This window comes from Flagellimonas marina, assembly GCF_042651185.1.
Taxonomy (GTDB): domain Bacteria; phylum Bacteroidota; class Bacteroidia; order Flavobacteriales; family Flavobacteriaceae; genus Flagellimonas; species Flagellimonas marina.
In genome coordinates this window covers 247,150-271,855 of record NZ_JBHSCL010000004.1, presented here as the reverse complement: position 1 = coordinate 271,855, position 24,706 = coordinate 247,150, and the positions used below count along the sequence as shown (strand labels likewise).

Below are 24,706 nucleotides of genomic sequence, written 5' to 3'. Positions count from 1 at the left end.
GTAAATTTTTCCTAAAACTAAAAAACTCGCCCTGTAAGAGCGAGTTTTTGTTGTGAAATAACGGTTATCTATACATCTATGTTGGCATAGACGGCATTTTTCTCAATAAATTCACGTCTTGGAGGCACCTCATCGCCCATCAACATGGAGAAGATTCGGTCTGATTCCGTAGCATTGTCGATACTTACTTGGCGCAACGTTCTAAATTCCGGGTTCATGGTTGTGTCCCACAATTGTTCCGCATTCATCTCACCGAGACCTTTGTAGCGTTGAATACTGGCCCCGCCATTCATTTCTGCCATGATGGCATCACGTTCCTTATCGTTCCAAGCATATCTTTTCTTGGCTCCTTTTTTAACAAGATATAGGGGCGGTGTAGCAATATAAACATGGCCTCCCTCTATCAATTCACGCATGTAGCGGAAGAAGAAGGTCAAAATCAAGGTTTCAATGTGGCTACCATCCACATCAGCATCACACATGATCACTACTTTATGATATCGTAGTTTATCCAAATTCAAGGCCTTGCTATCTTCTTCGGTTCCAATGGTAACACCCAATGCCGTATAAATGTTCTTGATTTCCTCGTTTTCAAAAACCTTGTGCTGCATGGCCTTCTCCACATTCAAAATCTTACCACGAAGTGGCAAAATAGCTTGGAAGTTTCTATCCCGGCCTTGTTTGGCCGTACCGCCTGCGGAATCTCCCTCAACCAAGAAAACTTCGCATTTGGTAGGGTCTTGCTCCGAGCAATCCGATAATTTTCCAGGTAATCCCCCAACACTCATTGGGTTTTTACGCTGTACCATTTCACGTGCCTTGGCGGCTGCGTGTCTGGCTTGGGCTGCCAATTTTACTTTTTCAACGATTTGTTTGGCGTCATCTGGATGCTCTTCCAAATAATCGGTCAACATTTCGGATACAGCTTGACTAACGGCACTGGTCACCTCTCGGTTTCCAAGTTTGGTTTTGGTCTGGCCCTCAAACTGGGGCTCGGCTACTTTTACGGATACGATGGCCGTAAGTCCTTCCCTAAAATCGTCTCCCGAAATCTCAAATTTCAACTTGTCCAACATCCCAGAGTTGTCCGCATACTTTTTCAAGGTAGTTGTCAATCCTCTTCTAAAGCCGGAAAGGTGTGTACCCCCTTCATGGGTGTTGATGTTGTTCACATAAGAGTGAAGATTTTCCGTATATCCGGTATTGTAGACCATGGCCACTTCAACAGGAATGCCATTTTTCTCACCTTCCATGGAAATAACGCTTTGTATAAGCGGCTCCCGGTTTCCATCCAAAAATTTGATGAATTCCTTTAGACCTTCATCAGAATGAAACGTTTCAGAAATAAATTCCCCTTTATCGTCCTTATGACGTTTATCGGTAAGCGTAATGGTAACACCTTTGTTCAAAAAGGAAAGCTCACGCATCCTATTGGCCAAGGTTTCATAGCTATATTCAATGGTTTGGGTAAATATAGTGTCGTCCGGCATAAAAGTGACCACTGTACCGGTTTCCTTACTTTCACCAACGCTTTTTACAGGATAAAGGGTCTTTCCCCGTTCATATTCCTGTTCCCATATTTTTCCATCCCGATAAACAGTGGCTTTTAGATGACTTGAAAGGGCGTTCACACAAGAAACCCCAACACCGTGAAGTCCACCGGAGACTTTATACGAATCTTTGTCAAACTTACCCCCTGCCCCAATTTTGGTCATAACCACTTCAAGAGCAGAAACACCTTCTTTTTTGTGAAGGTCAACGGGAATTCCTCGCCCGTTATCTTTTGTGGTAATGGAGTTGTCCTCATTAATGATAACCTGGATGGAATCACAGTACCCTCCCATGGCTTCATCAATGGAGTTATCCACTACTTCATATACCAAATGGTGAAGTCCACGCACCCCAACATCCCCAATGTACATGGAAGGCCTCATGCGCACGTGCTCCATGCCTTCAAGGGCCTGGATACTGTCCGCTGAGTACATTTTCTTATTCGCTTCTTCGCTCATATATTCTTCGTATTTGCCTTGAATTTTTCAAATCTTACAAATATAAAGAATACCCCTCTAAATTAGGGCCATGAAGCCTCTCGGACACCCTAAGTTATCAACAAAAACCTGTGGAAAACAACGTGTTTTGAGCCTAGTGCACCCAGCCGCCGACCAAAAACAAAAAGCCCCTTGCACAAGGGGCTTTTCCGACTAATTGAAAATGAAACAAAACAGCATCTTCCCGCTACATTCTCGTATGATAGGTTGGTTATTTATTTTACGTATGCATCAGAATGCACCTTGGCTACAGCCCTTCCTGAAGGGTCGTTCATGTTTTTAAAGGCCTCATCCCACTCCAAAGCAATCTTGGTACTGCATGCTACGGAAGGTTCCTGTGGAACGCTTAAAGCTGCCGCATCTGATGGAAAATGACTTTCAAAAATGGAACGGTAGTAGTATTCTTCCTTTGATGTCGGTGTCTGAATGGGAAACTTAAAGTGTGCATTGGCCAATTGCTCATCGCTAACCTCTTCATTGACCAATTCCTTAAGCGTGTCTATCCAACTGTATCCCACTCCATCGGAAAACTGTTCTTTCTGTCTCCAAGCTACACTTTCTGGCAAATAGGATTCAAAAGCTTTGCGCACCACCCACTTTTCCATACGTTCTCCGTTGATCATCTTATCTTTTGGGTTGATGCTCATGGCGACATCCATAAACTCCTTATCCAAGAAGGGAACTCTACCTTCAATACCCCATGCTGCCAAGGATTTGTTGGCACGAAGACAATCGTACATATGCAACTTGCTCAGTTTTCGTACGGTTTCTTCATGAAAATCTTTCGGACTTGGGGCTTTGTGGAAATACAGATATCCACCAAACAGCTCATCAGCTCCTTCCCCGGACAACACCATTTTAATCCCCATGGATTTAATGACTCTTGCCATCAAGTACATGGGCGTGGACGCTCTTACGGTTGTAATATCATAGGTTTCCAAGTTGTAGATTACATCTTTGATGGCATCCAGACCTTCTTGGATGGTAAATTTTATCTCATGGTGAACAGTACCAATATGATCCGCTACTTTTTGGGCTGCGGCCAAATCAGGAGAGCCTTCAAGCCCTACTGAAAAGGAGTGCAACTGAGGCCACCATGCATCCACAGTATCACCAGACTCAATTCGCTTTTGGGAATATCTTTTTGCTATCGCGGAGGTTACCGAGGAATCCAATCCTCCGGACAACAACACCCCATACGGCACGTCGGACATCAATTGGCGGTGCACTGCGGCTTCTAAAGCATCTTTTATAGCTTCAATACTGGTTTCGTTCTCTTTTACGGCATCGTACTCCATCCAATCCCTTTCGTACCATCTTACAAACTCACCCGTTGAGCTATGCAGGTAATGTCCCGGAGGGAAAAGCTCTATTTTGGAACAGGTGCCTTCCAATGCTTTCAATTCGGAAGCAACGTAGAACGTTCCGTTTTTATCCCACCCGATATACAAGGGAATGATTCCCATGTGATCGCGAGCGATAAAATATTCATCTTTTTCACTATCGTAGATGGCGAAACCAAAAATTCCGTTCATTTCATCAATAAACCCAGGTCCCTTTTCTTGATAAAGGGCCAATATCACCTCACAGTCAGACTGTGTCTTGAATTCGTATTTCCCTTCAAACTGTTTTCTGAGTTCCTGATGGTTATATATTTCGCCATTGGCCGCCAATACCAGTTTACCGTCAGCACTTAGCAAGGGCTGTTTTCCCGATGCAGGGTCTACAATCGCTAATCTTTCATGAGCCAAAATGGCCTTATTGTCCGCATAAATTCCGCTCCAATCCGGACCTCTGTGCCTTACCTTTTTAGACATTTCCAATAATTGGGGGCGTAACACTTCCGTGCTTTCCTTCACATCAAACGCGCATACAATTCCACACATATCAATAATACTTTAATAACAATTTTGATGCAAATATTGACCTTATACTTTTTAAATAAAAGTTTAAAATAAATATATGTTACAAATTGAAATAATTAAATGTATTTACATGTTACATTGTAATCGTACAATAGAACTTCTACGCAAAATTATTCGTTTTGTAAGGTTCTTAAATTTTAACGTCTCTTTATAAAAACACCAAGTAATTACATCCTAGTTTTGAGAACAACTAAAATCACAATCATGAAAAATGTATTTTTATTCACTTTTTTAACCTTTGCTTTGGTTTTCACCACTGAGGCCACAGCACAGAAATTCAGTGGTTTGGACAAAAGTCCGGCCGATATTGCCTATTACCCATCCAGTTCACGGGAAATGGACAAAGCTGCCCGAGTTATTTATAGCCGTCCGCAATTAAAAGGACGTAGTTTGGATGAACTGGCTCCCAAGGGAAAAGTTTGGAGAACTGGCGCTAATGAGGCTACCGAAATCACTTTTTACAAAGATGCTACCGTAGGAGGGCAAGCTGTTAAGGCGGGCACCTATTCTTTGTTCACCATTCCTGGTGATGACGAATGGACCGTTATCTTGAACAACAATTTGCATCAATGGGGTGCTTATTCCTATGATAGTGCTGCTGATGTGGCACGTGTTACCGCTGAGGCCAGTACCGATGACGAGGAATTGGAAGCGTTTTCAATTGCTTTTGATGACAACGGCGATTTGGTCATGGGATGGGGTACTACCAGAGCTACCTTGCCGATGAGTTTCTAGAAACAATTTGTCACATCGAGCGCAGTCGAGTGTCTTGTTATGCAAGCCAAACTGTTAAAAGTTCTCGACTCCGCTCGAACTGACATTACTTCATCTTCTCGCCCCCCACAAAAACCTGCTCTGCTTTTAGGTTGGGAACACTGTCGATGGGCATGGTCATGATGTCATCGCTCAAAATGACAAAATCCGCAAATTTACCAGACTCTATACTTCCTTTTTCGTTCTCTTCGAAATTGGAATAGGCTGCCCAAATGGTCATTCCTTTTAAAGTTTCTTCGCGAGAAAGTGCATTTTCCATTTGATATCCCCCTTCAGGATAGTTTTCCAAATCTTGACGTGCCACCGCAGCATAAAAGGTCAAAAATGGACTCACCTGTTCTACCGGAAAATCAGTTCCCAAAGCTACGAGACCCGCCTTTTCCAATAGCTGCTTATAGGCATATGCCCCTTTCACCCGGTCAGGTCCCAATCGGTCTTCGGCCCAGTACATATCACTAGTGGCATGGGTTGGCTGTACTGATGGGATAATTCCTTTTTCAAAATATTCAAAGTCTGGTTGTGAAATAACTTGGGCATGCTCCACTTTCCATCGGCGGTCTTGTTTTCCTTCCAAGGCCTTTTGATAGGCTCTCAACACCACAATATTGGCAGAATCTCCAATGGCATGGGTATTCATTTGGTATTCTGAAGCAGCAATCCGTTCAGCCAAGGCCCCAATTTGGTCCACTGGAGTGACCATGGCCCCAAAATGCCCGTGTTGGTCCGAATACGGTGCTCGCAAAGCGGCCCCTCTAGAACCGAGTGCACCATCACCATACACCTTTACGGAGCGCACGTTGAGTTCATCTGTTTTTATGATTCCTTTATTGAGGAAATAATCCAAATTATCGGGTGAATTGCTTACCATGGCGTACACACGAATGGATAGTTCACCAGCTTGTTGTAGACTATCAATCAGTTCGATGGTGTGCCTATCTAACCCGGCATCATTCACTGTGGTCAATCCATAATCCAAACAAATTTCCTCCGCATCTTTTAACGCTTGAATCTGGCTTTCCTTACTGGGCTGGGGCATCACTGCATAAATCATTCCCATGGGATTATCCACTAAAACACCTGTGATTTTTCCGTCCTTTTTAACAATCTCTCCACCTGAAACCTCTGTTTCCTCTGTAATTCCTGCCAAATCCAAGGCTTTTTGGTTTACCACTAGGGCATGGCCATCAATACGTTCCAAGGCGACTGGGGTATCTGGAAAAAGCTCATCCAGCTGTGCCTTGGTAGGAAATTCCTTGACTTCCCAATCATTTTGGTCCCAACCTCGGCCCATAATAAAATTGGAAGGGCGCTCCTTTTGAAAAGCAACTACTTTCTCCAGAATTTCCTCAAAACTGCTGGTTCCGACCAAGTCAACCACCTGTTGATTCAAGCCTAAACCATAAAAATGGCAATGGGCATCTATCAAGCCAGGTACAATGGTTTTGCCTTCAGCATCCAATTCTTCTTTGGCTGTGTATTTTTTGAAAATGTCCGCGGTTTCGGCCACTGCCACAAATTTTCCGCCTTTTATCGCCACACAGCATGCCTTGGAAAAGTCTTTATCGACTGTGTAGATATTGGCATTATACACGATAAGGTCTACTTCTTCCTTGGAATTACAAGCCAAAAAGAGAACAACGGAACAGAACAGAAAAAACTTTTTCATGGAGAGTTGGTTTCTCCAAAAATAGAAAATGCTACCGAATGGGCAATCTACTCATCCTCAAACTTGGTCATCACAAACTCTATTCTGCCATCTTCAAAGTCATTTGCCCTTGGTGTGCGGCTTTTTAGGGGCTTTGTATCCCCTACACCTTCCCAAACAATTCGGTCATCAGCAATACCCAGTTTTTTTAAATGGAGTGCAACCGCCCTTGCCCTAAGAGAAGATATAAACTTGTTGTATTCCGTAGTGCCGATATTATCGGAATGTCCGGTAATTTTCATTTGCACTTCGGCATTTTCCTTAAGGAACTTAAAGATTTTTTGAATGTCGGCCACTGCCTTGGCATCCAACTCATACCCTTTGGGTTCAAATGGATTTTGCTCTAAAACGTAGATTTTATCCTTTTCATAGTTCACCCTAGGCAATTCCTCCAGCATAAAATTATCGACAAAGTAGTACGAAAAATCACTGGACAAGGGACGTTTATCTGGTTGTAAAAGTGGTGTATCTTCATTGGTCTGGAAATTTCCAAATATAATTTGGGTTTCAAACCCCTTGGCATCGAATTCTGCCGACAGCGTAACCCAACCTTCCTTTTCTGAGATGGAGTTATCTGCCCTCAATTTCACCTCATGAAATTCAACATTTTCCTCTAGATCCAATCTAGAATGTGTAAGAACCGTGCTATTGGGAACCTTTATTTTTTTGTTCATTAATAGAATCGACATATTTTTCATGGCCAGCGTAGAAGTCTCGGCCAAACTCACCTGCAACGATATTTTATACGGATGCTTTTCGCGAAGCTTTTTGGACGTATTCAACTGAACATATTCCCGGTAATTGTTAAGGGCATAGAAATACAATCCTATGTAACCGGAACCTTCCGATGCTTTTTGAGTGCCCTTAAAATTGGAGGGAACACTAAAATCCTCTGAGCCACATTCATGAAAATAGTCCCCAGAGCTGGATGTTGGTAATGAAATTTCCTCAAGAAGCATATCCATGCTTGTTATGCTGTACGGACAGCTACTATAATTTTCAAATCCTGGATTTAAAATCAAGTTTTGCGAAGAAAGTGTCATGGACACAAACAAACTGATGCTGAATAAAAATAATGTACGGTACCCCATGTTAATCTTTGTTTAGATAGGTTCCCGTTCATGCATAAAAACGTACATTTTTAATTTATATTGCTGTTCCTCTGATTTTTACAACCCTTTCATTGGGCTCTTCATACAAGCTTTTCCATACTAAAAGTGAATAGAAAACGTTACTATAGTCCAAATCTTACTGTAATGCGAATAGTAATCTTTATGCTGGTACTATTCTCATTCCCTTGTCTTGGAATGGGTCAAAATGTAGTTACCGGAAAAATTATCGATGAATTGGGCCTCCCCATTTATTTCGCCGCTGTGGAAATCAATGAAACCAATACAGTCGCTTACACAGATTTTGATGGCAACTTTTCCATTGAGAATGAAAAAGATTTTCACTGGAAGATAAATATCAGCTCCAAAGGTTATAAAACTGAATCTTTCTTTGTTTTAAGTGGTGGCAGTGCAGGAGAAATTGTACTGCGGTATGATGAGGAACTAAAAAAGCTTTTGGAAGGACAGTAATTACGACTCAGCGTGCTACTTACTCATTATCATCTTCAAACTCGGTCATCACAAACTCCACCCTTCGGTTTTTTCTTCGGGCTTGGTCCGTTTGAGCACTGTCTAAAGGCACTTTGTCCCCATATCCTTTTGAAGTGATACGGTTTTTATCCAGTCCCAATCCCATGAGATACTTGGCCACGGAACTGGCCCTTTCCCTAGAAAGCACATCATTGTACTCATCTGAACCCAAATCGTCCGTATGCCCACTAATGGATACTTTTAAATTGGGATTTTTCTTGAGGTAATCAAAAACATCCTTTAGACTTTGTTTGGCCTTGGGCTGTAAATCGAATCGGTCAAAATTAAAATTCACATGATCTAAGACATACACCTCATTGGGTTTGTACTCTGGCCCTAAATACGTTAGGGAAATGTCATCAATATAGTAATAGGAATAGCCTTCTGCCCTAGGTGAAGAATTTTTAAAATCAATATAGTGGGTGGCGGCGTTGCTCATAAAGTTGCCGAGAATCAAATAGTTTTCAAAGCCTTTGGCCACAATATCCAAATTCAACTGCATCCACTTTTCCTTGTCGTCATAAAAACCTTCCGCGGAAAATTGTTTCAAAGGGGTGGTCTGTATGCTTTGCGAGGTTAATGCGGCGTGGGACAATTGTCTTTTGGTTTGGATTGATAATGGTTTTTCTGCAAAAACACTTCCCAAATCCATTACTGCACCGTCCGATTTTTCAGCAAGGCTAATGGACAACCCCAATCGATACCTGTGTCCCCTTTCCAAAGTCTCTTTCAACGGTATTTGGATATATTCCCTATAGTTATCTGGGGCGAATAGATACAGTCCGGCATAGGCGGCTCCTTCAAACGGTTCTTGTTTCCCCTTAAAGTTCATGGGGATTCCCAACTTGGTTTTGCTACATTCGTTAAAGTAGTCAGTAGTTCCTAAACTTGGGGCACTCCAGTGCTTTGCATCTTTGTTGAGATTGCTCATTTTAATGGGACAATCCAAGTAATCTTCGAACCCTCCATTTTTTACCATATTTTGGGATTGAAGGTCAGCACACAACAATGCAACCACGAGATTAGGCAGTATGTAAAAGAATCGCAACAACATGATTTCCAATTGATTTGGAACCGCCAGAATGAATCAAAAAGAAACATACGGCAGGGGGTTTAAAACGTCCCTTTTAACATTTTATTGCGTAATCTCCTACAAGATTTAGAAGTCAAACTTATAGGAAACCCCGGCCAGCGCCTGAAAGCCTTGCACTCTAAAATTGGCCCATCGCTGATAATCGCTGTTGGCGATGTTGCTTGCTTTTACAAAAATGGAAAGTTGTTCATTAAAATGATATCCCACATGGGCATTGGCATCAAAAAAGCCGTCTAAAGTAACAATGGAGGCTGGAAATTCAGATGGTGTTGCGCCTACTTCAGCAACTGCCAATAAATCATCACGTTCGCCCACGTAAAACAGGTTGGCGCCTATATACCATTGGTCATTTATCTGGTAATCCATAAATACCGAACCCTTTATAGAAGGCAAATTCCAAGCTGGATTATCGGTTTCGGTGTCATAGTCATAGAATTCGGCGTTTATGCCCAAGGTGAAATAGCGATTGATATCCACATTGAGTTCGCCAAAAATGCCAAGGGTTTTTACATCATCATAAAAAACCTGAAAGGAATTGCCATAATAGTAGCTGCTTTCATCATCTCGAAAGAGATTTTCAGGATTTAACAGAAACAAAGGCTTTCTATTCTCTGCTGTATAGGAACCTTTAATGTTATATCCCACATTGGATAGCAATTGTCCCTTCAACCCCATATAACCAATATATTGTTGGTCAGTTGGCAAAATTGTTAAGGTTGGTGAGACATATGGGTTTTCATCCACAAAATCGTGATAGGAATTTTGCTTCAAATCCCCTTCAATGCCGCCGTAGGCGATGACATTTTCATCCAACAATCGATAAGATGCTGTTACTGCCGGGTAGATATAAAAGTTGTTGTCGCTGTTTTCAGTGTCCATGCCAAAGACAAAATTGGCACCAAGATTTATGGTGAGGTCATCCCGAAGAATCAATAAACTGGGATTCACCCCCGCTTGAAAAAGACTGTAATTGATTTCCTCATTATTAACCGTATTGTTGAGCGAAGCATTTTTAAAGTTTCCACCCAAATAATCCAGTTTTAAACCGATGGTAATTAATTCCTCAGTGATGGGCAGTTCAATGGTTGGGTTCACCACTACCCTATTCTCTGCGGATTCCGTAGCATCCCAAAAACGACGTAACAAAATATTGCCTTTTTTAAAGAAGGAATCCTCCATGTTTAAATAGGCCTTTGCTTCAGCATTGAAATAATTCTGCTGTTCATCCATATCGGCGACCGTTGTTTCGGCAAATTCGCCATTTTCAATCCCATACCAATTGTAGAGTTGGTGTTGCAGCCCAAGACTTGCTCCCCAGTCCATATAACGATCCTTTTTGGCATAGGAAGCATCGAGTTTGGTGTTATAAAATTCGGTATCCAATGGAGTGGAATCCATATCACCTCTAGATGAATGATGAGTCAACCCAAAATCCAATAAATCCTCTCCCCTGTTAAATTCGCGACTGGTATAAAAATCAACCAACGCATTGTTGTAGTTGCCCAATCCCACCGAAGCATACGAATTATACAAGGTAGGCGGTGGTGTCTTTTCCACTCCAGAAGCTTTTCCTTTGGCTGGGGTGAAAGTGGACGCCACTGGAACGGAAAATATGCTGTAATTGATATCCTTTTTTTGAAGCACAATGGAGTCATTGAGATTGGGTGCCGATTTTATCTTAAAGGCATCCGAAACGGTAGGGGAATACGGTTTTACCACCGTTACCGTTTCAGTACCAATATTGTCGGTTTCCTGTGCCACAAGGGCTCCGAAAAGGCTCAAAAATAGTGTGGAAAATATATAGGTTCTCTTTTGCATGCTGTGTCTCGATTTAGTTTCCATCAGGGTTGACCGATGAATTGCTTTCCGCTTCCTTGGCTTTTATTCGTGCCAGTTCCTCTTTCGCTTCCGTAACAATCTCATCAAACTCCGCGAAATTGGAAATCACGCTCTCCAAAATGTAGGTAGCTTGGAAGGCATCCCCCAAATTGTGGAAGTTCTTGGCCATGATCACCAAGCCTTTTCCGCCCCATTTCTTGTAGGCCGAATAATCCTTCGCCAATTTTTGAACGGATTCGTTGGAGGCTTCATAATTGCCATCCTGATTTTTAAAGTAGGCATCATAGTACCACGCCTCCGCGGCAAGTTCCCCGGAAGCAATCTGCTTTACATCCTGATAAGCGGTTTTTGCCAAAGCTTCATTGTCCGTGGCGATGGCCGAACGCGCAATCATAATCTGTGCGTCACTCTTGATGCGGTCATCAATTTTGGTAGCCTTCAAGACTTTCTCAGCATAGGCAATGGTTTGGCTATAGTCTTTTTGACCATAATAACCTTTCATAAGATTGGATTGCGCAAACGTCCGGTTCTCGGAAATATCTGCCGTGCTTTCCAATTTCTTCAAATAGGGAATGGCACTCTGGTAATCCTGTTTTTCCACATAAATTTCGCATACTCGGGTCAACGCCTGTTCGGTGTATTCTCCAGTACCGCCATTAGCCACTGCTTGGTATTTGGGCAAAGCCTTGTCTTTCTGTCCTTTTGAAAAATAAAGTTGCGCCAATGAAAAATTGGCTTTCTGCGCATGCAGTCCATTGGGGAATTCCCTTAAATAATCTTCATACCCCTTGATGGCCGCATCGGTTTTTCCTTCTACATATTTACGGTCTGCGGATTCAAAACTGGCATTGTCCAGTTCGGTATCGGTGACCTCAACAAAATCCAAATTGCGGGCCCAAGCGGCATACTCGCTTACCCTACCTTCATCTACATAGACCAGTTTGGCCGTTGCCACTGCTTGTTTGGCCTCTGGCGTGTTGGGATATTTTTGTACTACCAGCTTTAATTTATCCAATGCTTGGCTATTTCTACTGGCGTTATAATGCACCAATCCTTGGCGCAGCATCCCCCGCGGAGCAAATTTACTGGTGGAATATTCCTCAATCAAACGATCATAGGTTTGCAGTCCGCGAGCTTCTTGGTTAGCCGTTATGTATGAATTTCCCAGCTCAAATAGGGCGTCATCACGTAGTGATGAGGTAGGATACATGGTCAAAAATTCGTTCAAACCATCAATTTTAGCGGAACTATTCCCCAAAAAACCGTTACACAATGTTTTTTGAAAGGCAGCATAATCCCGCTCCGGGCCATTCATTTTAGATGACTCGTCATACGCCCTCATGGCCAATTGGTACTTGCTCGTCACAAAATAACTGTCACCCAATCGAAGATAGCCATCGTTCTTCCGTTGATCATCCAAAGTACTGGAATTGACCACATTTTTGAAATAGGCAATGGCGTTGTTATAATCCTTCAACTTAAAATAGCAATAGCCCAAATTGTAATCCAGTTCTTCATATTCAGTCATTGCACGGGCCGCGGGGAGCTGTTGAAATTTCACGAAATCCACCAAGGCTTCTTCAAATCGGTTCAACCGATACTCTGCCTCCCCTTTCCAATAAAGCGTCCGCGCTTCAAAAGCCTTGTTTTCCGCACTTTTCAATGATTTGGAAAAACGTTCAATGGCTACCTCATAATCACCATCAATAAACAACTCAATGCCTCTATAATAGGCCACTTTTTGATAGGTCTCCTTGCTGGCATAGTTTTTATTCTCCTCCAAAAGCTTCATGGCACCCTCAAAATTTTTCGAGGTGATGTAGGAATCCACCAAAAGTTCTTGGATTTCCAGTTGGTGCTCATCCTTCGGGTATTTTTCAAGATAGGAAGTCAATACCTGGGGAACAGGTTCATAGGCATTCCCGATTTCGTAGCTCAAACGGGCATAATTTAACCAAGCATCCTTTTGTATTTCGGGACTGAAATCCATCTGCGAAGCATTTCGGAAGGCATTGAGTGCCTCTGATTTTTTATCCAATTTTAAATAGCACTCCGCCAAATGATAATAAGCGTTTTGAGCAACACTGTTGGTCTCCCCAATAATTTTATTGAATTGCTGAATGGCCGCTTGGTAATCCCCTTGCTTGTAATGGCTGTATCCCAACAGGTAGTAATCCGTATTGTTCATTCTACCGCGCTTGCCCCGGTATTGCTCCAAATAGGGTATGGCTTTATCGTACTGTTCTAGGTTGAAGTAGCTCTCGCCAATAATTTTGTTGAGTTCGGATTGTTCGTTGCGGTCCGATTTTGCCATTTGTTTTTCCGCCATGGCGATGGCTTCCTCAAAATTGCCCAGTTTAAAATTTAAATCTGCTTGATAATAAGAAAGCTTTTCATTTAGCAGGTTAGGATCCGTGATTTGGTCGAAACGGGCACTGGCCTGATCGTAATCATCCTGCTCATAAGCAATGTAGCCCAAATAATATTTTGCCTGAGAGCCATATTTTTGGGATGTGCTGACCTTGTTCAGGTATCGCTCCGCCTCCTTGGGCTGTTTGGATGCATAGAGCGCATATCCATTGTTAAAATTAAAGCGTTGCTGATCAGAGTACGACATGGCGGACTCATCCACCTTTTTGTACCATTTTAGGGCATACGGATATTTTCCCGTCTCAAAATAGTAATCGGCCACATCCAAAAAAGCGGAATTGCGCTTGGTGGAGGTGGGATATCGATCCACAAAATCCTCCATCATTTTATCGGCACCGCGTTGGTTCAACCGAATGGCGGCATTGGCGGCATAATAAGCACTATTGGCCTCGGTCTCATAATCATCTGTAGATGACTTTACCTTTTCAAAAATGGTCTGTGCTGCCTGGTACTGCTCGTTGTTGTACAGCGCCAATGCATTTTGATAGGCTTTATTTTTGTGTGTGTAGATTTTGGTTTCCTGTGCGGAAAGCACAAAAAAAGTTCCCAAAACAATGGGAAACAATAGGAGGTTTTTTCGATTCATAGTGTTCTACGCTGTTCTCGACTGACTTTTACCATAACGTCAAAATTAAGCTGAAAGTATATTCACGTGGTGTTATATCGAATTTTTAGTGGTCTGTTCTGCCAGTATTTCCAATAATTGTTACATTTAGCACTAAAGCTCAATGACCTCTAGAGCTTTATCACCATCAAAAATAGCAATGTCGTTGAGATGATACCCTCATTTAAGGAATCATTGGCATTTTTTTGATGGCTTATTCCACAACCTCACAGCACCATTTTTGGGTAATGACCTCCTCTTCCTTGAATCAGGTGCACTATTTTGTATTGAATCATTAATCCCAAATTAATAATCATGACCTACGCATTTATCATTTTTGGAAGCTTTGTGCTTCTGATCATTTTTCTTTTCAACAATCTGATCGCCAAAAAGAACAAGACCGAGGAGGCGTATAGCAGCATTGATGTAATGCTGAAAAAAAGAACGGATTTGGTTCCCCGTCTCATCAGCACGGTTAAGGGGTACATGGCCCATGAAAGGGAAACCTTGATGGAAATCACCCAACTAAGGGAAAAAATCATCAATGAAAATCCAATGGCCAATGACCGCTTTCATTTGGAAAGCCAATTGGGCATGATGCTGGGGAAACTTCAGGTAAGGGCCGAAGCCTACCCAGATTTAAAGGCCAGTGAAAACTTTCTGCAATTACAGGCCGCCCTCAATGAGGTGGAAGAACAACTTTCCGCGGCAAGAAGGGCCTATAATGCGGCCGTTAATTCTTTCAACAATGCCTTGGAAATGTTCCCCTCTAATATAATGGCCAAAATGATGGGCTATTCCCGCAAAACATTGTTTGTAATTGCGGAGGAGGAAAAAAATGCCCCGGAAGTTTCCTTTTAACAACATTTTCTTATGGACGATTTCAAAAAAATTAAGGAAGAGCTGTTGCCACAATTAGAGGAAGCGGAAAAGTTACGAAAGCCATATCGTTTTTTTAAATTGATTTTTTATTTATTCTTCCAGATTTTCCTTTTAGGTGCTGTTTTAACCCCATTTTTTCTGTATACGTTCAATTTGGAATTTACCAAATGGATTGCCGAAATATCCCAAAGTCAGTTTTTTGAATATTTAACCTTTACGCAGCACTTACTATTCTGGCTTGTATGCTTTATATGTGGGATTCTATTTCTGAGAGCACGTGTAAGGTATCAAAAAGTTGAAAAGTCAATTATAAAAAAGCTAACCCATAAGATTGCGCCAAATTTTCAATTCGATGAACGAAAGCAAGTGTCGATGAAAGAAATCAAAAAGAGTGAACTTGTAGTCATCCCAAGAAAAAAGAAGAAAAAATACCAATCAATGGTTTATAATTTGAATCATGGATTATTGATTGGTAAGATTGATGATACTAGCATTCAAATTGGAAATATCAAAATCATTAACCAAAAACCCATCTACAACTACCTTCTAGCAATTCCAATATTTAATTTCATGGTCATGGCTTACATTTATTTACGACCGTGGTTCACTAAAAAAACGGTGGATCATATAGGCAGTAGTTTTCTGGGCATGTTTGCCATAGCAGACTTCAATAAAAAATTCAGTGGTACCACCGTGGTCCTTCCCGATCAGTTTGAAAAAAGAATGGGATACTTGGCCAAGACCCTCCAATCGCTCAACTTTAAGCGAGATCAATTGGTGAACCTTGAAAGCCCAGAATTTGAAAACGAGTTTGTAGTCTACAGCACCGATCAGGTTGAGGTGCGTTATATATTATCCACGACTTTTATGGAACGCATATTGGCCTTAAAGCAAAAAATCAATAGGCCCATAATGCTTTCATTCCAAAACAACAAACTGTACATGGCGGTACAGCACCCCTATGGTTTTTTTAGCCTACCAGAAAACAAAAATCTGGTTACATCAAATGCGCTTGAAGAACTCTTTGCAGACATTACCACAGCCATAGGTATTGTAGAGGATTTAAACCTGAACACCAAAATTTGGGGATGATCATCCACTGTATTTCAATGAAAAATAGACTTCTTACAGAATTTCAGCTGGGATTCGGTATTTTCAAATACTTTTGTAATCATATCAGAACACTATGCCCGAGACCATTGTAAAATTACAGGATGTTGCCGTATTTCAAAATGAAAACCTTGTACTGAAGGATGTAAATCTGGAAGTAAAGAAAGGGGAGTTCGTCTATGTTATTGGAAAGACCGGTAGCGGGAAGAGTAGTTTTATGAAAACGCTTTATGCGGATATCCCATTAAAACAAGGTGAGGCCAGTGTTGTTGATTTCGACCTGAAAAAACTCCAAGAAAAAGACATTCCCTTTTTACGACGAAAACTGGGAATTGTCTTTCAGGATTTTAAGTTGCTACCAGACCGAAACGTTAACAACAATCTCCGCTTTGTGCTCAAAGCCACGGGATGGACGGATGATTCTAAAATGGATTCTAAAATTGAGGAGGTATTGACCAAAGTAGGTATGAAAACCAAGGGGTTTAAATTTCCCCACGAACTTTCAGGAGGGGAACAACAACGTATTGCCATTGCAAGGGCACTATTGAACGACCCGGAACTCATTCTCGCCGATGAGCCCACTGGAAACTTAGATCCCCAGACCAGTGTGGAGGTCATGAAAGTACTTCAAGACATTAACCAAAATGGGCGAACCATTGTTATGGCCACCCACGACTACGCCCTAATTTTAAAATATCCACATAAAACCTTAAAGTGTGACGATAGCAAAGTCTTTGAGGTCATTCAAAAAGCAATGTGATATCAGAGGGTAACTGGCAATTTCAATATACAATTGTCATTTCGAAATGAGCAGCGTGATTGAGAAATCTCTTATCAAAGGCAAGTTCAAAATCAAACCCAAGTTCAAGTTCAAGAACCAAGAGCACTCCCATGGCCAGATTACCCATGCAACCTCTGTCCTTTACCCATCAATTTGAATGATTTGCTTCGTAACTCTGTGATCCGCAAAACTTTTTGTTTCTTTGCCTAAATAAATTTTCTTTCCTATATGGATATTCTTGGAATTGACATTGGCGGATCGGGCATTAAAGGTGCCTTGGTCAACGCTGAGACTGGCGAAATGTTGACGGAACGCTATCGAATCCCTACCCCAAAATCCAGAAAGCCTGATGAAATGGCTCAAGTTGTGGCCCAAATTGTTGATCACTTTAATTACAAAGGGCCAGTTGGCTGTGGTTTTCCTTCCATTGTAAAAAACGGAGTTTGTCTTTCTCCCGGAAACCTTCACCCCAGTTGGGTTGGTGTTAATGTTGATGAACTATTTACCGAAATAACAGGTCAAGAGTTCACTGTGCTAAATGATGCGGATGCCGCTGGCTATGCCTCCATGAATTATGGCGCTGGAAAGGGTAAGGATGGCCTTGTAATCATGATTACTATTGGTACTGGATTGGGAAGTGGTGCTTTTTTCAATGGGAAACTCATTCCTAATTTTGAGTTGGGTCAAATTCCCTACAAGAAGTATAAAAAAATTGAGAAATGGGCTGCTGCCTCTGCCAAGGAACGCGAAAACCTTAGTTTTAAAAAGTGGGGCAAACGCTTCAATAAGTTTTTAGCTCTTGTTGAGCTCATCGTTTCCCCAGATTTAATTATCGTTGGAGGGGGTACTTCCAAGAATTGGGAAGAGTTTAGCCATCACATCGATATTGAAACCCATGTGATCAAAGCTGAATTGATGAATCATGCGGGAATCATCGGTGCAGCCGTGGCCTGTCTTCGTGAACAACACCACGGGCACTTGAGTTCTTAGTGATAAAGAACAACTTCAAGTATCAAGAACAAGTTCAAAAGTCAGGATACATGAAACAAGACTGGTCATTTCGACATGAGCGTAGCGATTGAGAAATCTTTTTCAAGTTCAAGATCAAACCTCATATCCAAGTTCAAAGTTTGAGGGGCGAAGTACGAAATTTGCTTCTATCAAAATTTGGGGACATTCGTTGAATTGATGTCCACTTCAAGTATCAAGAGCAAGTTCAAGAGTCAGGAGACAAGAAACAAGACCGGTCATTTCGACATGAGCGTAGCGATTGAGAAATCTCTCTTAAATAGATTTCTCACATCCGTTCGAAATGACAACAAGCCTAATCTATCTTGTTCCGCTTACGATCCACTTCCTTCAAATAAATTTTACGAAGTCGAATATGGTTGGGTGTTACCTCAACGTACTCATCCTTTTGGATGTATTCCAGGGCTTCTTCCAACGAAAACTTGATAGCTGGCACAATTTTAGCCTTTTCATCAGCACCAGAAGAGCGAACGTTCGAAAGTTTTTTGGTTTTGGTCACATTCACCGCCATATCATCTCCTCTCGAGTTTTCACCAATCACCTGTCCTTCGTAAATATCCTCTCCCGGATCAATAAAAAACTTGCCACGTTCCTGTAATTTATCAATGGAATAGGGAATTGCAGTTCCATTTTCCATGGAAACCAAAGAACCGTTTTGCCGTTGTGCGATTTCGCCTTTTAAGGGTTGGTATTCCTTAAATCGGTGTGACATAATCGCCTCACCAGCAGTTGCGGTCAATAATTGGTTTCGCAATCCTATAATTCCCCGGGATGGAATGATGAATTCGCAAATCATGCGAGAGCCTTTGGCCTCCATACTGGTCATCTCCCCTTTTCGGATAGACACCATTTCCACGGCTTTCCCAGAAACTTCTTCGGGCAAATCAATAGTAAGGTGTTCCACAGGCTCGCATTTAACCCCATCAATCTCTTTAATAATTACCTGGGGCTGACCAATCTGGAGTTCGTAACCTTCACGGCGCATGGTCTCAATCAATACAGAAAGGTGCAAAACTCCACGGCCAAAAACCATGAATTTATCAGCACTGTCTGTGGGTTGTACCCGAAGTGCCAAGTTCTTTTCCAATTCCTTCTCCAAACGCTCTTTGATGTGCCTTGAGGTGACAAATTTTCCATCTTTTCCAAAAAATGGACTGTCATTAATCGTAAACAACATGCTCATGGTCGGCTCATCTATGGCGATGGTCTTCAGTTTTTCAGGATTTTCGAAATCGGCAACAGTATCTCCAATTTCAAAACCTTCAACACCTACAATGGCGCAAATATCTCCGGTTCTAACTTCCTGAACTTTGATTCGGCCTAACCCTTCAAAAGTATACAGCTCCTTGATTCTTGATTTTACAACTCTTCCGTCTCTTTTAACCAAAGAAATCTGTTGGCCTTCCTTCAACGTTCCTCGTTGTAAACGACCAATAGCGATTCGACCTGTAAAAGACGAAAAGTCCAAGGAAGTGATCAACATTTGGGTAGAACCTTGCTCAGGTTTAAATTCCGGAACATGCTCCAAAACCATATCCAAAAGAGGCTCAATATTGCTGGTAGGTTTTTGCCAATCCTCGCTCATCCAATTCTGTTTGGCTGAGCCATAAACGGTAGGGAAGTCCAACTGCCATTCTTCTGCACCCAACTCAAACATTAAATCGAACACTTTTTCGTGCACTTCCTCTGGGGTACAGTTTTCCTTGTCCACTTTATTGATGACCACGCAGGGTTTTAATCCCAAATCGATGGCTTTTTGCAATACGAAACGGGTCTGAGGCATAGGCCCTTCAAAAGCATCCACCAACAACAAAACACCATCGGCCATATTGAGCACACGCTCTACCTCCCCACCAAAATCGGCGTGCCCAGGAGTATCAATAATATTGATTTTGGTGTCTTTGTACACCACAGAAACGTTCTTGGAAACAATAGTGATTCCGCGCTCCCGTTCCAGGTCGTTGTTGTCCAAAATTAAATCGCCTTTGTTCTCGTTATCGCGGAACAACTGGCAGTGGTACATAATTTTATCAACCAAGGTGGTCTTCCCGTGGTCAACGTGGGCAATGATAGCAATGTTTTTAATCTTGGACATAACCTGATTTTTAAGCCCGCAAAGATACTGCTATTTTCTTCTCGCACACACAAGGAAATGTTATTTTTATCTTATTGATTTTGAGGGGTTTCAAAACTTACAGACCCACACACCATCGTTTTTCGCTGATGATCCAGCCCAAACTAATGTTCACTACAGGAAGTATGGCCCCTTTGAAAGGTCCTACGTAGTATCCAGCACCCGCATCAATGGAAAAGCTCAATCCCGAATTATAGCTCCGCTGAATACCATAGACCAGACCGCCATAGCCGTGAACGCCCTCCACCAAATTTCCGTCGACAACACGATCTCCAGGCGAAAATAAGGCTACAGCTGGAGCAATGTAGTTCCCCGAATTGCCATAGATGGAACGTCTACGATGGTATCGACCATTAAAATTGTGGTAATAGCGATATTGGGCGGTAATAGCTGGAAAGAAATCTAAATTATCATAGGGTTCTGAACTAGCGGGTTCCAGAGCGGCTTGCCATGCTACCCGAACATCCAAAGTACTGTTCACACCCACCCCCATTTCATACTCTAATCCTGGGTTGAATAGGTTGAGCTTCATTTGCCGAATTTCACAATTTTTGCCGTACTGGGCATAACTGCCAAGATAAAACAGCAACATGCCGATGAAAAGTGAACGATGCATTGTAGGCTAATTAGGTATAGGTATAACCTAAACTTGGCCAAAATAGTATGTTTTAATGGTATTATTCAATCCAGATACGGATCCTTTTTCTTGCGTTTCGTTGCCACCCATCCGAATGTAAAACTAATCAAAGGTCCATATCCACTGGGAGCACCATCTCCTCGATAATATCCAGCACCTAGCTCTAGATTAAAATTAAAGCCTTTATTATAGGTACGCTGAACTCCATATACCATCCCAAAAAATCCAAGGTTAAAATTCTTCGGTGCCTCAACATTGGTGGCTATGCGGAGCTGCGAAAAGAAAATAGCCTGGGCAGCAGCAATATAGTTCCCTGAATTCCCAGATGTATTTTTATCCAGCCTTTCCCTCCTAGTAAAATTATGGTAATATCGGTACCGGTTGTTCAATGCCAATCCAAACACGTAACCCTCTTGATAAGTAGCGGTCGCCAAGCCCAGATTTGTAGAGACACTTTGGTTTTTAAACAACCCTAACTCATAAGTAAAACCAGGGCTCAATAAATTCAATTTAAATTGATGACGCTCCAAATGCGCCAAATCAAAAGTCCCACCTCTTTCTTGCCATTGGGCATTGGAGATCATTGGTAATAAACTAATAACGAGTAAAATAAATCTATGCATCATGGTTAGCGGTATATCTTGATAAATCTAAAAAGTATACCATGGTTTAATCCTATATTTGTGCAAACTTTAAGAAATGGACATCACCAAAATTCCTCAGATAAAATATTCCGAAGTCGACAACTTTTTTCTACTGGCAGGACCCTGTGCCATTGAAGGCGAGGAAATGGCTCTGCGAATTGCCGAAAAAGTGGTGTCTATTACGGATAAACTCCAGATTCCTTATGTGTTTAAAGGAAGTTTTAAAAAAGCAAACCGTAGTCGTATCGACTCCTTTACGGGGATTGGTGATGAAAAAGCACTGAAAATATTGCGAAAGGTTTCCGAAACCTTCAAAGTTCCGACCATTACGGATATCCATGAGATTTCTGATGCAAATATGGCCGCTGAATATGTAGATGTGCTTCAAATTCCTGCATTTTTGGTAAGACAAACCGATTTAGTCGTAGCAGCCGCCGAAACAGGCAAGGTCGTCAACTTAAAAAAAGGACAGTTCATGAGTCCGGAAAGCATGAAACATGCAGTCACGAAAGTGACCGAAACCGGAAACGAGCAAGCCATCATCACTGATCGTGGAACCATGTTTGGTTACCAAGATATGATTGTGGACTTTAGAGGTATCCCCACCATGAAACAATATGCACCTGTAGTTCTGGATGTTACCCACTCCCTGCAACAGCCCAATCAATCTTCTGGGGTTACCGGTGGGCGACCTGCATTAATTGGAACCATGGCACGGGCCGGAATCGCTGCTGGTGTTGACGGACTTTTTATGGAAACCCATTTTGACCCGGCCAATGCTAAAAGTGATGGCGCCAACATGTTGGATTTAAGTTTGTTGGAAAAATTGTTGACCGATTTAACAGCCATCCGAAAGACGGTAAATTCTCTATAAATCCATATTTTCAAAATTCTTGATTCTGTAATTCATTCAATTACAGAAGATTAAAAAATATTTTAAACTTTATTTTTAATTAGTCTAAATATTGTTTGGAAGAACAAGTGTTGAAATATACATTTGCAATCAAAATTTATTTAGACCAATTATAAATAATCAAATGAGAACTACAATACTTATTCTAAGCTTGGCCATTTGCTTCACTACCCAAGCTCAAGCCCAAACCGGAAACGTAAAGGGAAAAGTGATCGACCAGTGGAACAACCCACTAAACAATGTAAATATTGCCATTTCCCATACCAGCCTCGGTACATCTACAAACGCTTCGGGAAATTTTACAATTCAAGATTTAGCCCCTGGCACCTATACCCTTACATTTTCTATGATCGGCTATGAGACCCAAACCGTTTCAACCCAGGTATCGACCAACCAGACCTCAACAGTTGCTACGGTTGTTCTTTTTGAACATCAAGAGCAATTGAGCGAAGTGGTTGTGGAAGGACATCAAAATAAATATGTGGAGAACCAACCTTCAACCTCATTACGATTGAAGACCGAGTTGGTGAAATTGCCCCAAAACGTGCAGGTCATCAGTAGTGAACTCCTGCAAGACCAGCAAGTAACCACTATTATGGACGGATTGACACGCAACGTAAGTGGTGTGACCATGTTGGAGCATTGGGGACAGTTTGCCCGTATCAACATGCGCGGTTTTCGTTTGCCCGCGTTCCGGAATGGTGTGAATGTACAAGATAGCTGGGGCCCTCTGGCCGAGGACATGAATACTGTGGAACGTGTTGAATTCGTTAAAGGTCCCGCAGGATTTATGATGTCTGCCGGAGAACCCGGTGGTTTCTACAATGTGGTGACCAAAAAACCTACGGAACAATTCATTGCCAATGCTTCTTTCCTTGCTGGAAGCTTCGACTTTTATCGTGGTACCGTAGACGTTGGTGGGAAAGCCTCAAGCAATGGAAAATTGCTGTATCGCTTCAATGCCATGTACCAAACTACGGACACGCACCGTGGCAATGAGCAGACCGACCGATTTGGTATTGCCCCTGCCCTTACCTACAAGTTTTCAGATAAAACATCGGTAACGGCAGAAATGAACCTTCAGGACGCAGAATCCTTTTTAGGATCGGCCTACATCTTTGCCCCAGTAGCGGATGGATATGCAAGTTTGCCCCGCGATTTCAATTTTGTGGACAGCAACTATCCCAAAACCGATATCCAAGAAGTTACCTTTTTCCTGAATGCCCAACACCAGTTTTCGGACAACTGGAGTGTTGAAGGTCAATTGGCCTATTTACGATATGATCAGGAAGGGAATTCAGCATGGATTGGAGGATTGGATAGTGATACCGGCGATGTGGTCAGAACCATTACCCAATGGGATGCCCTTTCTGCCGGAAAATATGCCCAGTTATATATCAATGGAGCCTTCCGCACAGGCGGTATATCACATAAAATTCTTGCGGGGTTGGACTTCAGTGAAAAAAACTATTGGGCAGATTTCTATAATACCTTTACCGTGGACACCCAAGTGCCTTTCAACATTTACAACCCAGTATATGGGGAGGTGGCCATGCCAGAGTTTGACCGTTCCACAAAAGTACAATATAGAAGAGGTGGACAACCCTATAGTGCCAACACCCTTAGAGGCTATTATTTTCAGGATGAGATTGGCTTCTTGGAGGACAAGATCCGAATTACCTTGGCCGGAAGATATACAAATCTGTATACGCAAGGTAAAGAAGAAAATGACGATGTGGTTACCCCTAGAATTGGTCTTAGCATTGATTTATTACCCGATTTGGCCGTTTATGGACTTTACGACCAATCCTTTTTGCCACAAGCGGGTATCAGTGCCGATCTTGAGCCATTGAACGACCCGGTGGATGCCAATGACATTGAAGGTGGAATCAAGAAAACATTTTTTGACGGCCGTCTTCGGACTTCTTTGGGGGCTTTCCAAATTACCAAAGAGAACATTTTGACCACCGACCCAGAAAACCCAAACTACTCCATCTATTTGGGCGAAGTACAGTCAAAAGGTATTGAATTTGACCTTCAAGGGCAGATTACCCCAGAATTCAATGTGGTTCTCAACTATGCCAATACCAAAGTGGAAGTGACCGAAGACCCCAACCCAGATAGAGTAGGTACACGGGTGGCGGGTCACGCCAAGCACGTGACCAACAGCTGGTTCAACTATAACTTTTCTGAATTTTCCAGTTTGAAGGGATTTGGCGTATCACTGGGGTATCAATATCAGGTAGATCGCTCTACTTGGGCCTGGGCCGCCGACAATCAATCGGACCTGCCGGATTATTTTAGATTGGATGGTGCCCTATCGTGGAAGAACAGCAACTTTAGGGTTCAATTCAACATCAACAACATTCTGGACGAATACCTGTATTCCGGTGCCAACTATGGATCGTATCTGTATTGGCAGTCAGAGCCGGGAATCAATGGTAGACTTGCAGTAGCATATACTTTTTAATCAGAAAAATTTAACAAGGCCCGTGTTTCCCATGGGCCTTAAAACTTA

18 protein-coding genes are annotated in these 24,706 nt (G+C 42.2%); 8 read left to right on the top strand and 10 right to left on the bottom strand.

Annotated elements, in window-relative coordinates; translation table 11 throughout:
- Positions 1-68: 68 nt before the first annotated feature.
- Together gyrB and asnB are read right to left on the bottom strand one after the other, a co-directional pair.
- Positions 69-2,009 (bottom strand): DNA topoisomerase (ATP-hydrolyzing) subunit B, encoded by a 1,941-nt coding sequence (gene gyrB, locus ACFOWS_RS04785; protein WP_379762824.1) that lies wholly within the window; start codon positions 2,007-2,009, stop codon positions 69-71.
- Positions 2,010-2,263: 254 nt separating this feature from the next.
- A complete protein-coding gene (asnB, locus tag ACFOWS_RS04780) occupies positions 2,264-3,934 on the bottom strand; it encodes an asparagine synthase B (protein ID WP_379762822.1) in 1,671 nt (556 codons plus the stop codon).
- 243 nt (positions 3,935-4,177) lie between these two features.
- On the opposite strand from asnB, the gene ACFOWS_RS04775 reads away from it, so the two are divergent.
- Complete coding sequence (locus ACFOWS_RS04775) at positions 4,178-4,708, top strand: DUF2911 domain-containing protein (RefSeq protein ID WP_379762821.1); 531 nt, start codon at positions 4,178-4,180, stop codon at positions 4,706-4,708.
- 85 nt (positions 4,709-4,793) lie between these two features.
- On the opposite strand, the gene ACFOWS_RS04770 is transcribed toward ACFOWS_RS04775, so the two are convergent.
- The gene (locus ACFOWS_RS04770; protein ID WP_379762820.1) at positions 4,794-6,413 is read right to left on the bottom strand and encodes an amidohydrolase; all 1,620 of its coding nucleotides are present in this window, start codon (positions 6,411-6,413) and stop codon (positions 4,794-4,796) included.
- A gap of 47 nt (positions 6,414-6,460) precedes the next feature.
- A complete protein-coding gene (locus tag ACFOWS_RS04765; RefSeq protein WP_379762819.1) occupies positions 6,461-7,543 on the bottom strand; it encodes an OmpA family protein in 1,083 nt (360 codons plus the stop codon).
- Between the two features lie 165 nt (positions 7,544-7,708).
- Between ACFOWS_RS04765 and ACFOWS_RS04760 the strand changes: the two genes are divergently transcribed.
- Positions 7,709-8,032, top strand: coding sequence for a carboxypeptidase-like regulatory domain-containing protein (locus tag ACFOWS_RS04760; RefSeq protein WP_366591134.1), 324 nt, complete (start codon positions 7,709-7,711; stop codon positions 8,030-8,032).
- Between the two features lie 19 nt (positions 8,033-8,051).
- Here the strand turns inward: ACFOWS_RS04760 and ACFOWS_RS04755 are convergent, their stop codons facing one another.
- The 3 genes from ACFOWS_RS04755 to ACFOWS_RS04745 form a co-directional block, all read right to left on the bottom strand.
- Positions 8,052-9,071: an OmpA family protein gene (locus ACFOWS_RS04755; protein ID WP_379762817.1), complete on the bottom strand. Its 1,020-nt coding sequence runs from the start codon at positions 9,069-9,071 to the stop codon at positions 8,052-8,054.
- A 180-nt stretch (positions 9,072-9,251) separates the two neighbouring features.
- A complete protein-coding gene (locus ACFOWS_RS04750; RefSeq protein WP_379762815.1) occupies positions 9,252-11,003 on the bottom strand; it encodes a TonB-dependent receptor in 1,752 nt (583 codons plus the stop codon).
- Between the two features lie 13 nt (positions 11,004-11,016).
- Positions 11,017-14,040 carry a tetratricopeptide repeat protein gene (locus ACFOWS_RS04745; protein ID WP_379762813.1) on the bottom strand — a complete coding sequence of 1,008 codons (3,024 nt, stop codon included), beginning with the start codon at positions 14,038-14,040 and terminating at the stop codon, positions 11,017-11,019.
- 333 nt (positions 14,041-14,373) lie between these two features.
- Between ACFOWS_RS04745 and ACFOWS_RS04740 the strand changes: the two genes are divergently transcribed.
- The 4 genes from ACFOWS_RS04740 (at position 14,374) to ppgK (ending at position 17,821) form a co-directional block, all read left to right on the top strand.
- Positions 14,374-14,919, top strand: a complete 546-nt coding sequence (locus ACFOWS_RS04740) for a LemA family protein (RefSeq protein WP_379762812.1) — start codon at positions 14,374-14,376, stop codon at positions 14,917-14,919.
- 393 nt (positions 14,920-15,312) lie between these two features.
- Entirely contained in the window at positions 15,313-16,032 is a 720-nt protein-coding gene (locus ACFOWS_RS04735) for a DUF3137 domain-containing protein (RefSeq protein WP_379762810.1), read from the top strand.
- Between the two features lie 94 nt (positions 16,033-16,126).
- Positions 16,127-16,810: a cell division ATP-binding protein FtsE gene (locus ACFOWS_RS04730; RefSeq protein ID WP_379762808.1), complete on the top strand. Its 684-nt coding sequence runs from the start codon at positions 16,127-16,129 to the stop codon at positions 16,808-16,810.
- 249 nt (positions 16,811-17,059) lie between these two features.
- A complete protein-coding gene (gene ppgK / locus ACFOWS_RS04725; protein ID WP_366591129.1) occupies positions 17,060-17,821 on the top strand; it encodes a polyphosphate--glucose phosphotransferase in 762 nt (253 codons plus the stop codon).
- A 334-nt stretch (positions 17,822-18,155) separates the two neighbouring features.
- On the opposite strand, the gene typA is transcribed toward ppgK, so the two are convergent.
- From typA to ACFOWS_RS04710, 3 genes are all read right to left on the bottom strand, one after another.
- Complete coding sequence (typA, locus tag ACFOWS_RS04720) at positions 18,156-19,955, bottom strand: translational GTPase TypA (protein ID WP_366591128.1); 1,800 nt, start codon at positions 19,953-19,955, stop codon at positions 18,156-18,158.
- 97 nt (positions 19,956-20,052) lie between these two features.
- On the bottom strand, positions 20,053-20,610 hold the full coding sequence (locus ACFOWS_RS04715; RefSeq protein ID WP_366591127.1) for a hypothetical protein: 558 nt from the start codon (positions 20,608-20,610) through the stop codon (positions 20,053-20,055).
- Between the two features lie 65 nt (positions 20,611-20,675).
- Positions 20,676-21,257 carry a hypothetical protein gene (locus ACFOWS_RS04710; protein WP_379762806.1) on the bottom strand — a complete coding sequence of 194 codons (582 nt, stop codon included), beginning with the start codon at positions 21,255-21,257 and terminating at the stop codon, positions 20,676-20,678.
- Between the two features lie 73 nt (positions 21,258-21,330).
- On the opposite strand from ACFOWS_RS04710, the gene kdsA reads away from it, so the two are divergent.
- Positions 21,331-22,149 carry a 3-deoxy-8-phosphooctulonate synthase gene (kdsA, locus tag ACFOWS_RS04705; protein ID WP_366591125.1) on the top strand — a complete coding sequence of 273 codons (819 nt, stop codon included), beginning with the start codon at positions 21,331-21,333 and terminating at the stop codon, positions 22,147-22,149.
- A 163-nt stretch (positions 22,150-22,312) separates the two neighbouring features.
- Positions 22,313-24,658, top strand: coding sequence for a TonB-dependent siderophore receptor (locus tag ACFOWS_RS04700; protein WP_379762805.1), 2,346 nt, complete (start codon positions 22,313-22,315; stop codon positions 24,656-24,658).
- The last annotated feature ends 48 nt before the right edge of the window (positions 24,659-24,706 follow it).

Excerpts from the sequence above, each read along its gene's own strand:
- gyrB (WP_379762824.1), bottom strand. The coding sequence starts at position 2,009 with ATGAGCGAAGAAGCGAATAAGAAAATGTACTCAGCGGACAGTATCCAG.
- asnB (WP_379762822.1), bottom strand. The coding sequence starts at position 3,934 with ATGTGTGGAATTGTATGCGCGTTTGATGTGAAGGAAAGCACGGAAGTG.
- ACFOWS_RS04775 (WP_379762821.1), top strand. The coding sequence starts at position 4,178 with ATGAAAAATGTATTTTTATTCACTTTTTTAACCTTTGCTTTGGTTTTC.
- ACFOWS_RS04770 (WP_379762820.1), bottom strand. The coding sequence starts at position 6,413 with ATGAAAAAGTTTTTTCTGTTCTGTTCCGTTGTTCTCTTTTTGGCTTGT.
- ACFOWS_RS04765 (WP_379762819.1), bottom strand. The coding sequence starts at position 7,543 with ATGGGGTACCGTACATTATTTTTATTCAGCATCAGTTTGTTTGTGTCC.
- ACFOWS_RS04760 (WP_366591134.1), top strand. The coding sequence starts at position 7,709 with ATGCGAATAGTAATCTTTATGCTGGTACTATTCTCATTCCCTTGTCTT.
- ACFOWS_RS04755 (WP_379762817.1), bottom strand. The coding sequence starts at position 9,071 with ATGGTAAAAAATGGAGGGTTCGAAGATTACTTGGATTGTCCCATTAAA.
- ACFOWS_RS04750 (WP_379762815.1), bottom strand. The coding sequence starts at position 11,003 with ATGCAAAAGAGAACCTATATATTTTCCACACTATTTTTGAGCCTTTTC.
- ACFOWS_RS04745 (WP_379762813.1), bottom strand. The coding sequence starts at position 14,040 with ATGAATCGAAAAAACCTCCTATTGTTTCCCATTGTTTTGGGAACTTTT.
- ACFOWS_RS04740 (WP_379762812.1), top strand. The coding sequence starts at position 14,374 with ATGACCTACGCATTTATCATTTTTGGAAGCTTTGTGCTTCTGATCATT.
- ACFOWS_RS04735 (WP_379762810.1), top strand. The coding sequence starts at position 15,313 with ATGAAAGAAATCAAAAAGAGTGAACTTGTAGTCATCCCAAGAAAAAAG.
- ACFOWS_RS04730 (WP_379762808.1), top strand. The coding sequence starts at position 16,127 with ATGCCCGAGACCATTGTAAAATTACAGGATGTTGCCGTATTTCAAAAT.
- ppgK (WP_366591129.1), top strand. The coding sequence starts at position 17,060 with ATGGATATTCTTGGAATTGACATTGGCGGATCGGGCATTAAAGGTGCC.
- typA (WP_366591128.1), bottom strand. The coding sequence starts at position 19,955 with ATGTCCAAGATTAAAAACATTGCTATCATTGCCCACGTTGACCACGGG.
- ACFOWS_RS04715 (WP_366591127.1), bottom strand. The coding sequence starts at position 20,610 with ATGCATCGTTCACTTTTCATCGGCATGTTGCTGTTTTATCTTGGCAGT.
- ACFOWS_RS04710 (WP_379762806.1), bottom strand. The coding sequence starts at position 21,257 with ATGATGCATAGATTTATTTTACTCGTTATTAGTTTATTACCAATGATC.
- kdsA (WP_366591125.1), top strand. The coding sequence starts at position 21,331 with ATGGACATCACCAAAATTCCTCAGATAAAATATTCCGAAGTCGACAAC.
- ACFOWS_RS04700 (WP_379762805.1), top strand. The coding sequence starts at position 22,313 with ATGAGAACTACAATACTTATTCTAAGCTTGGCCATTTGCTTCACTACC.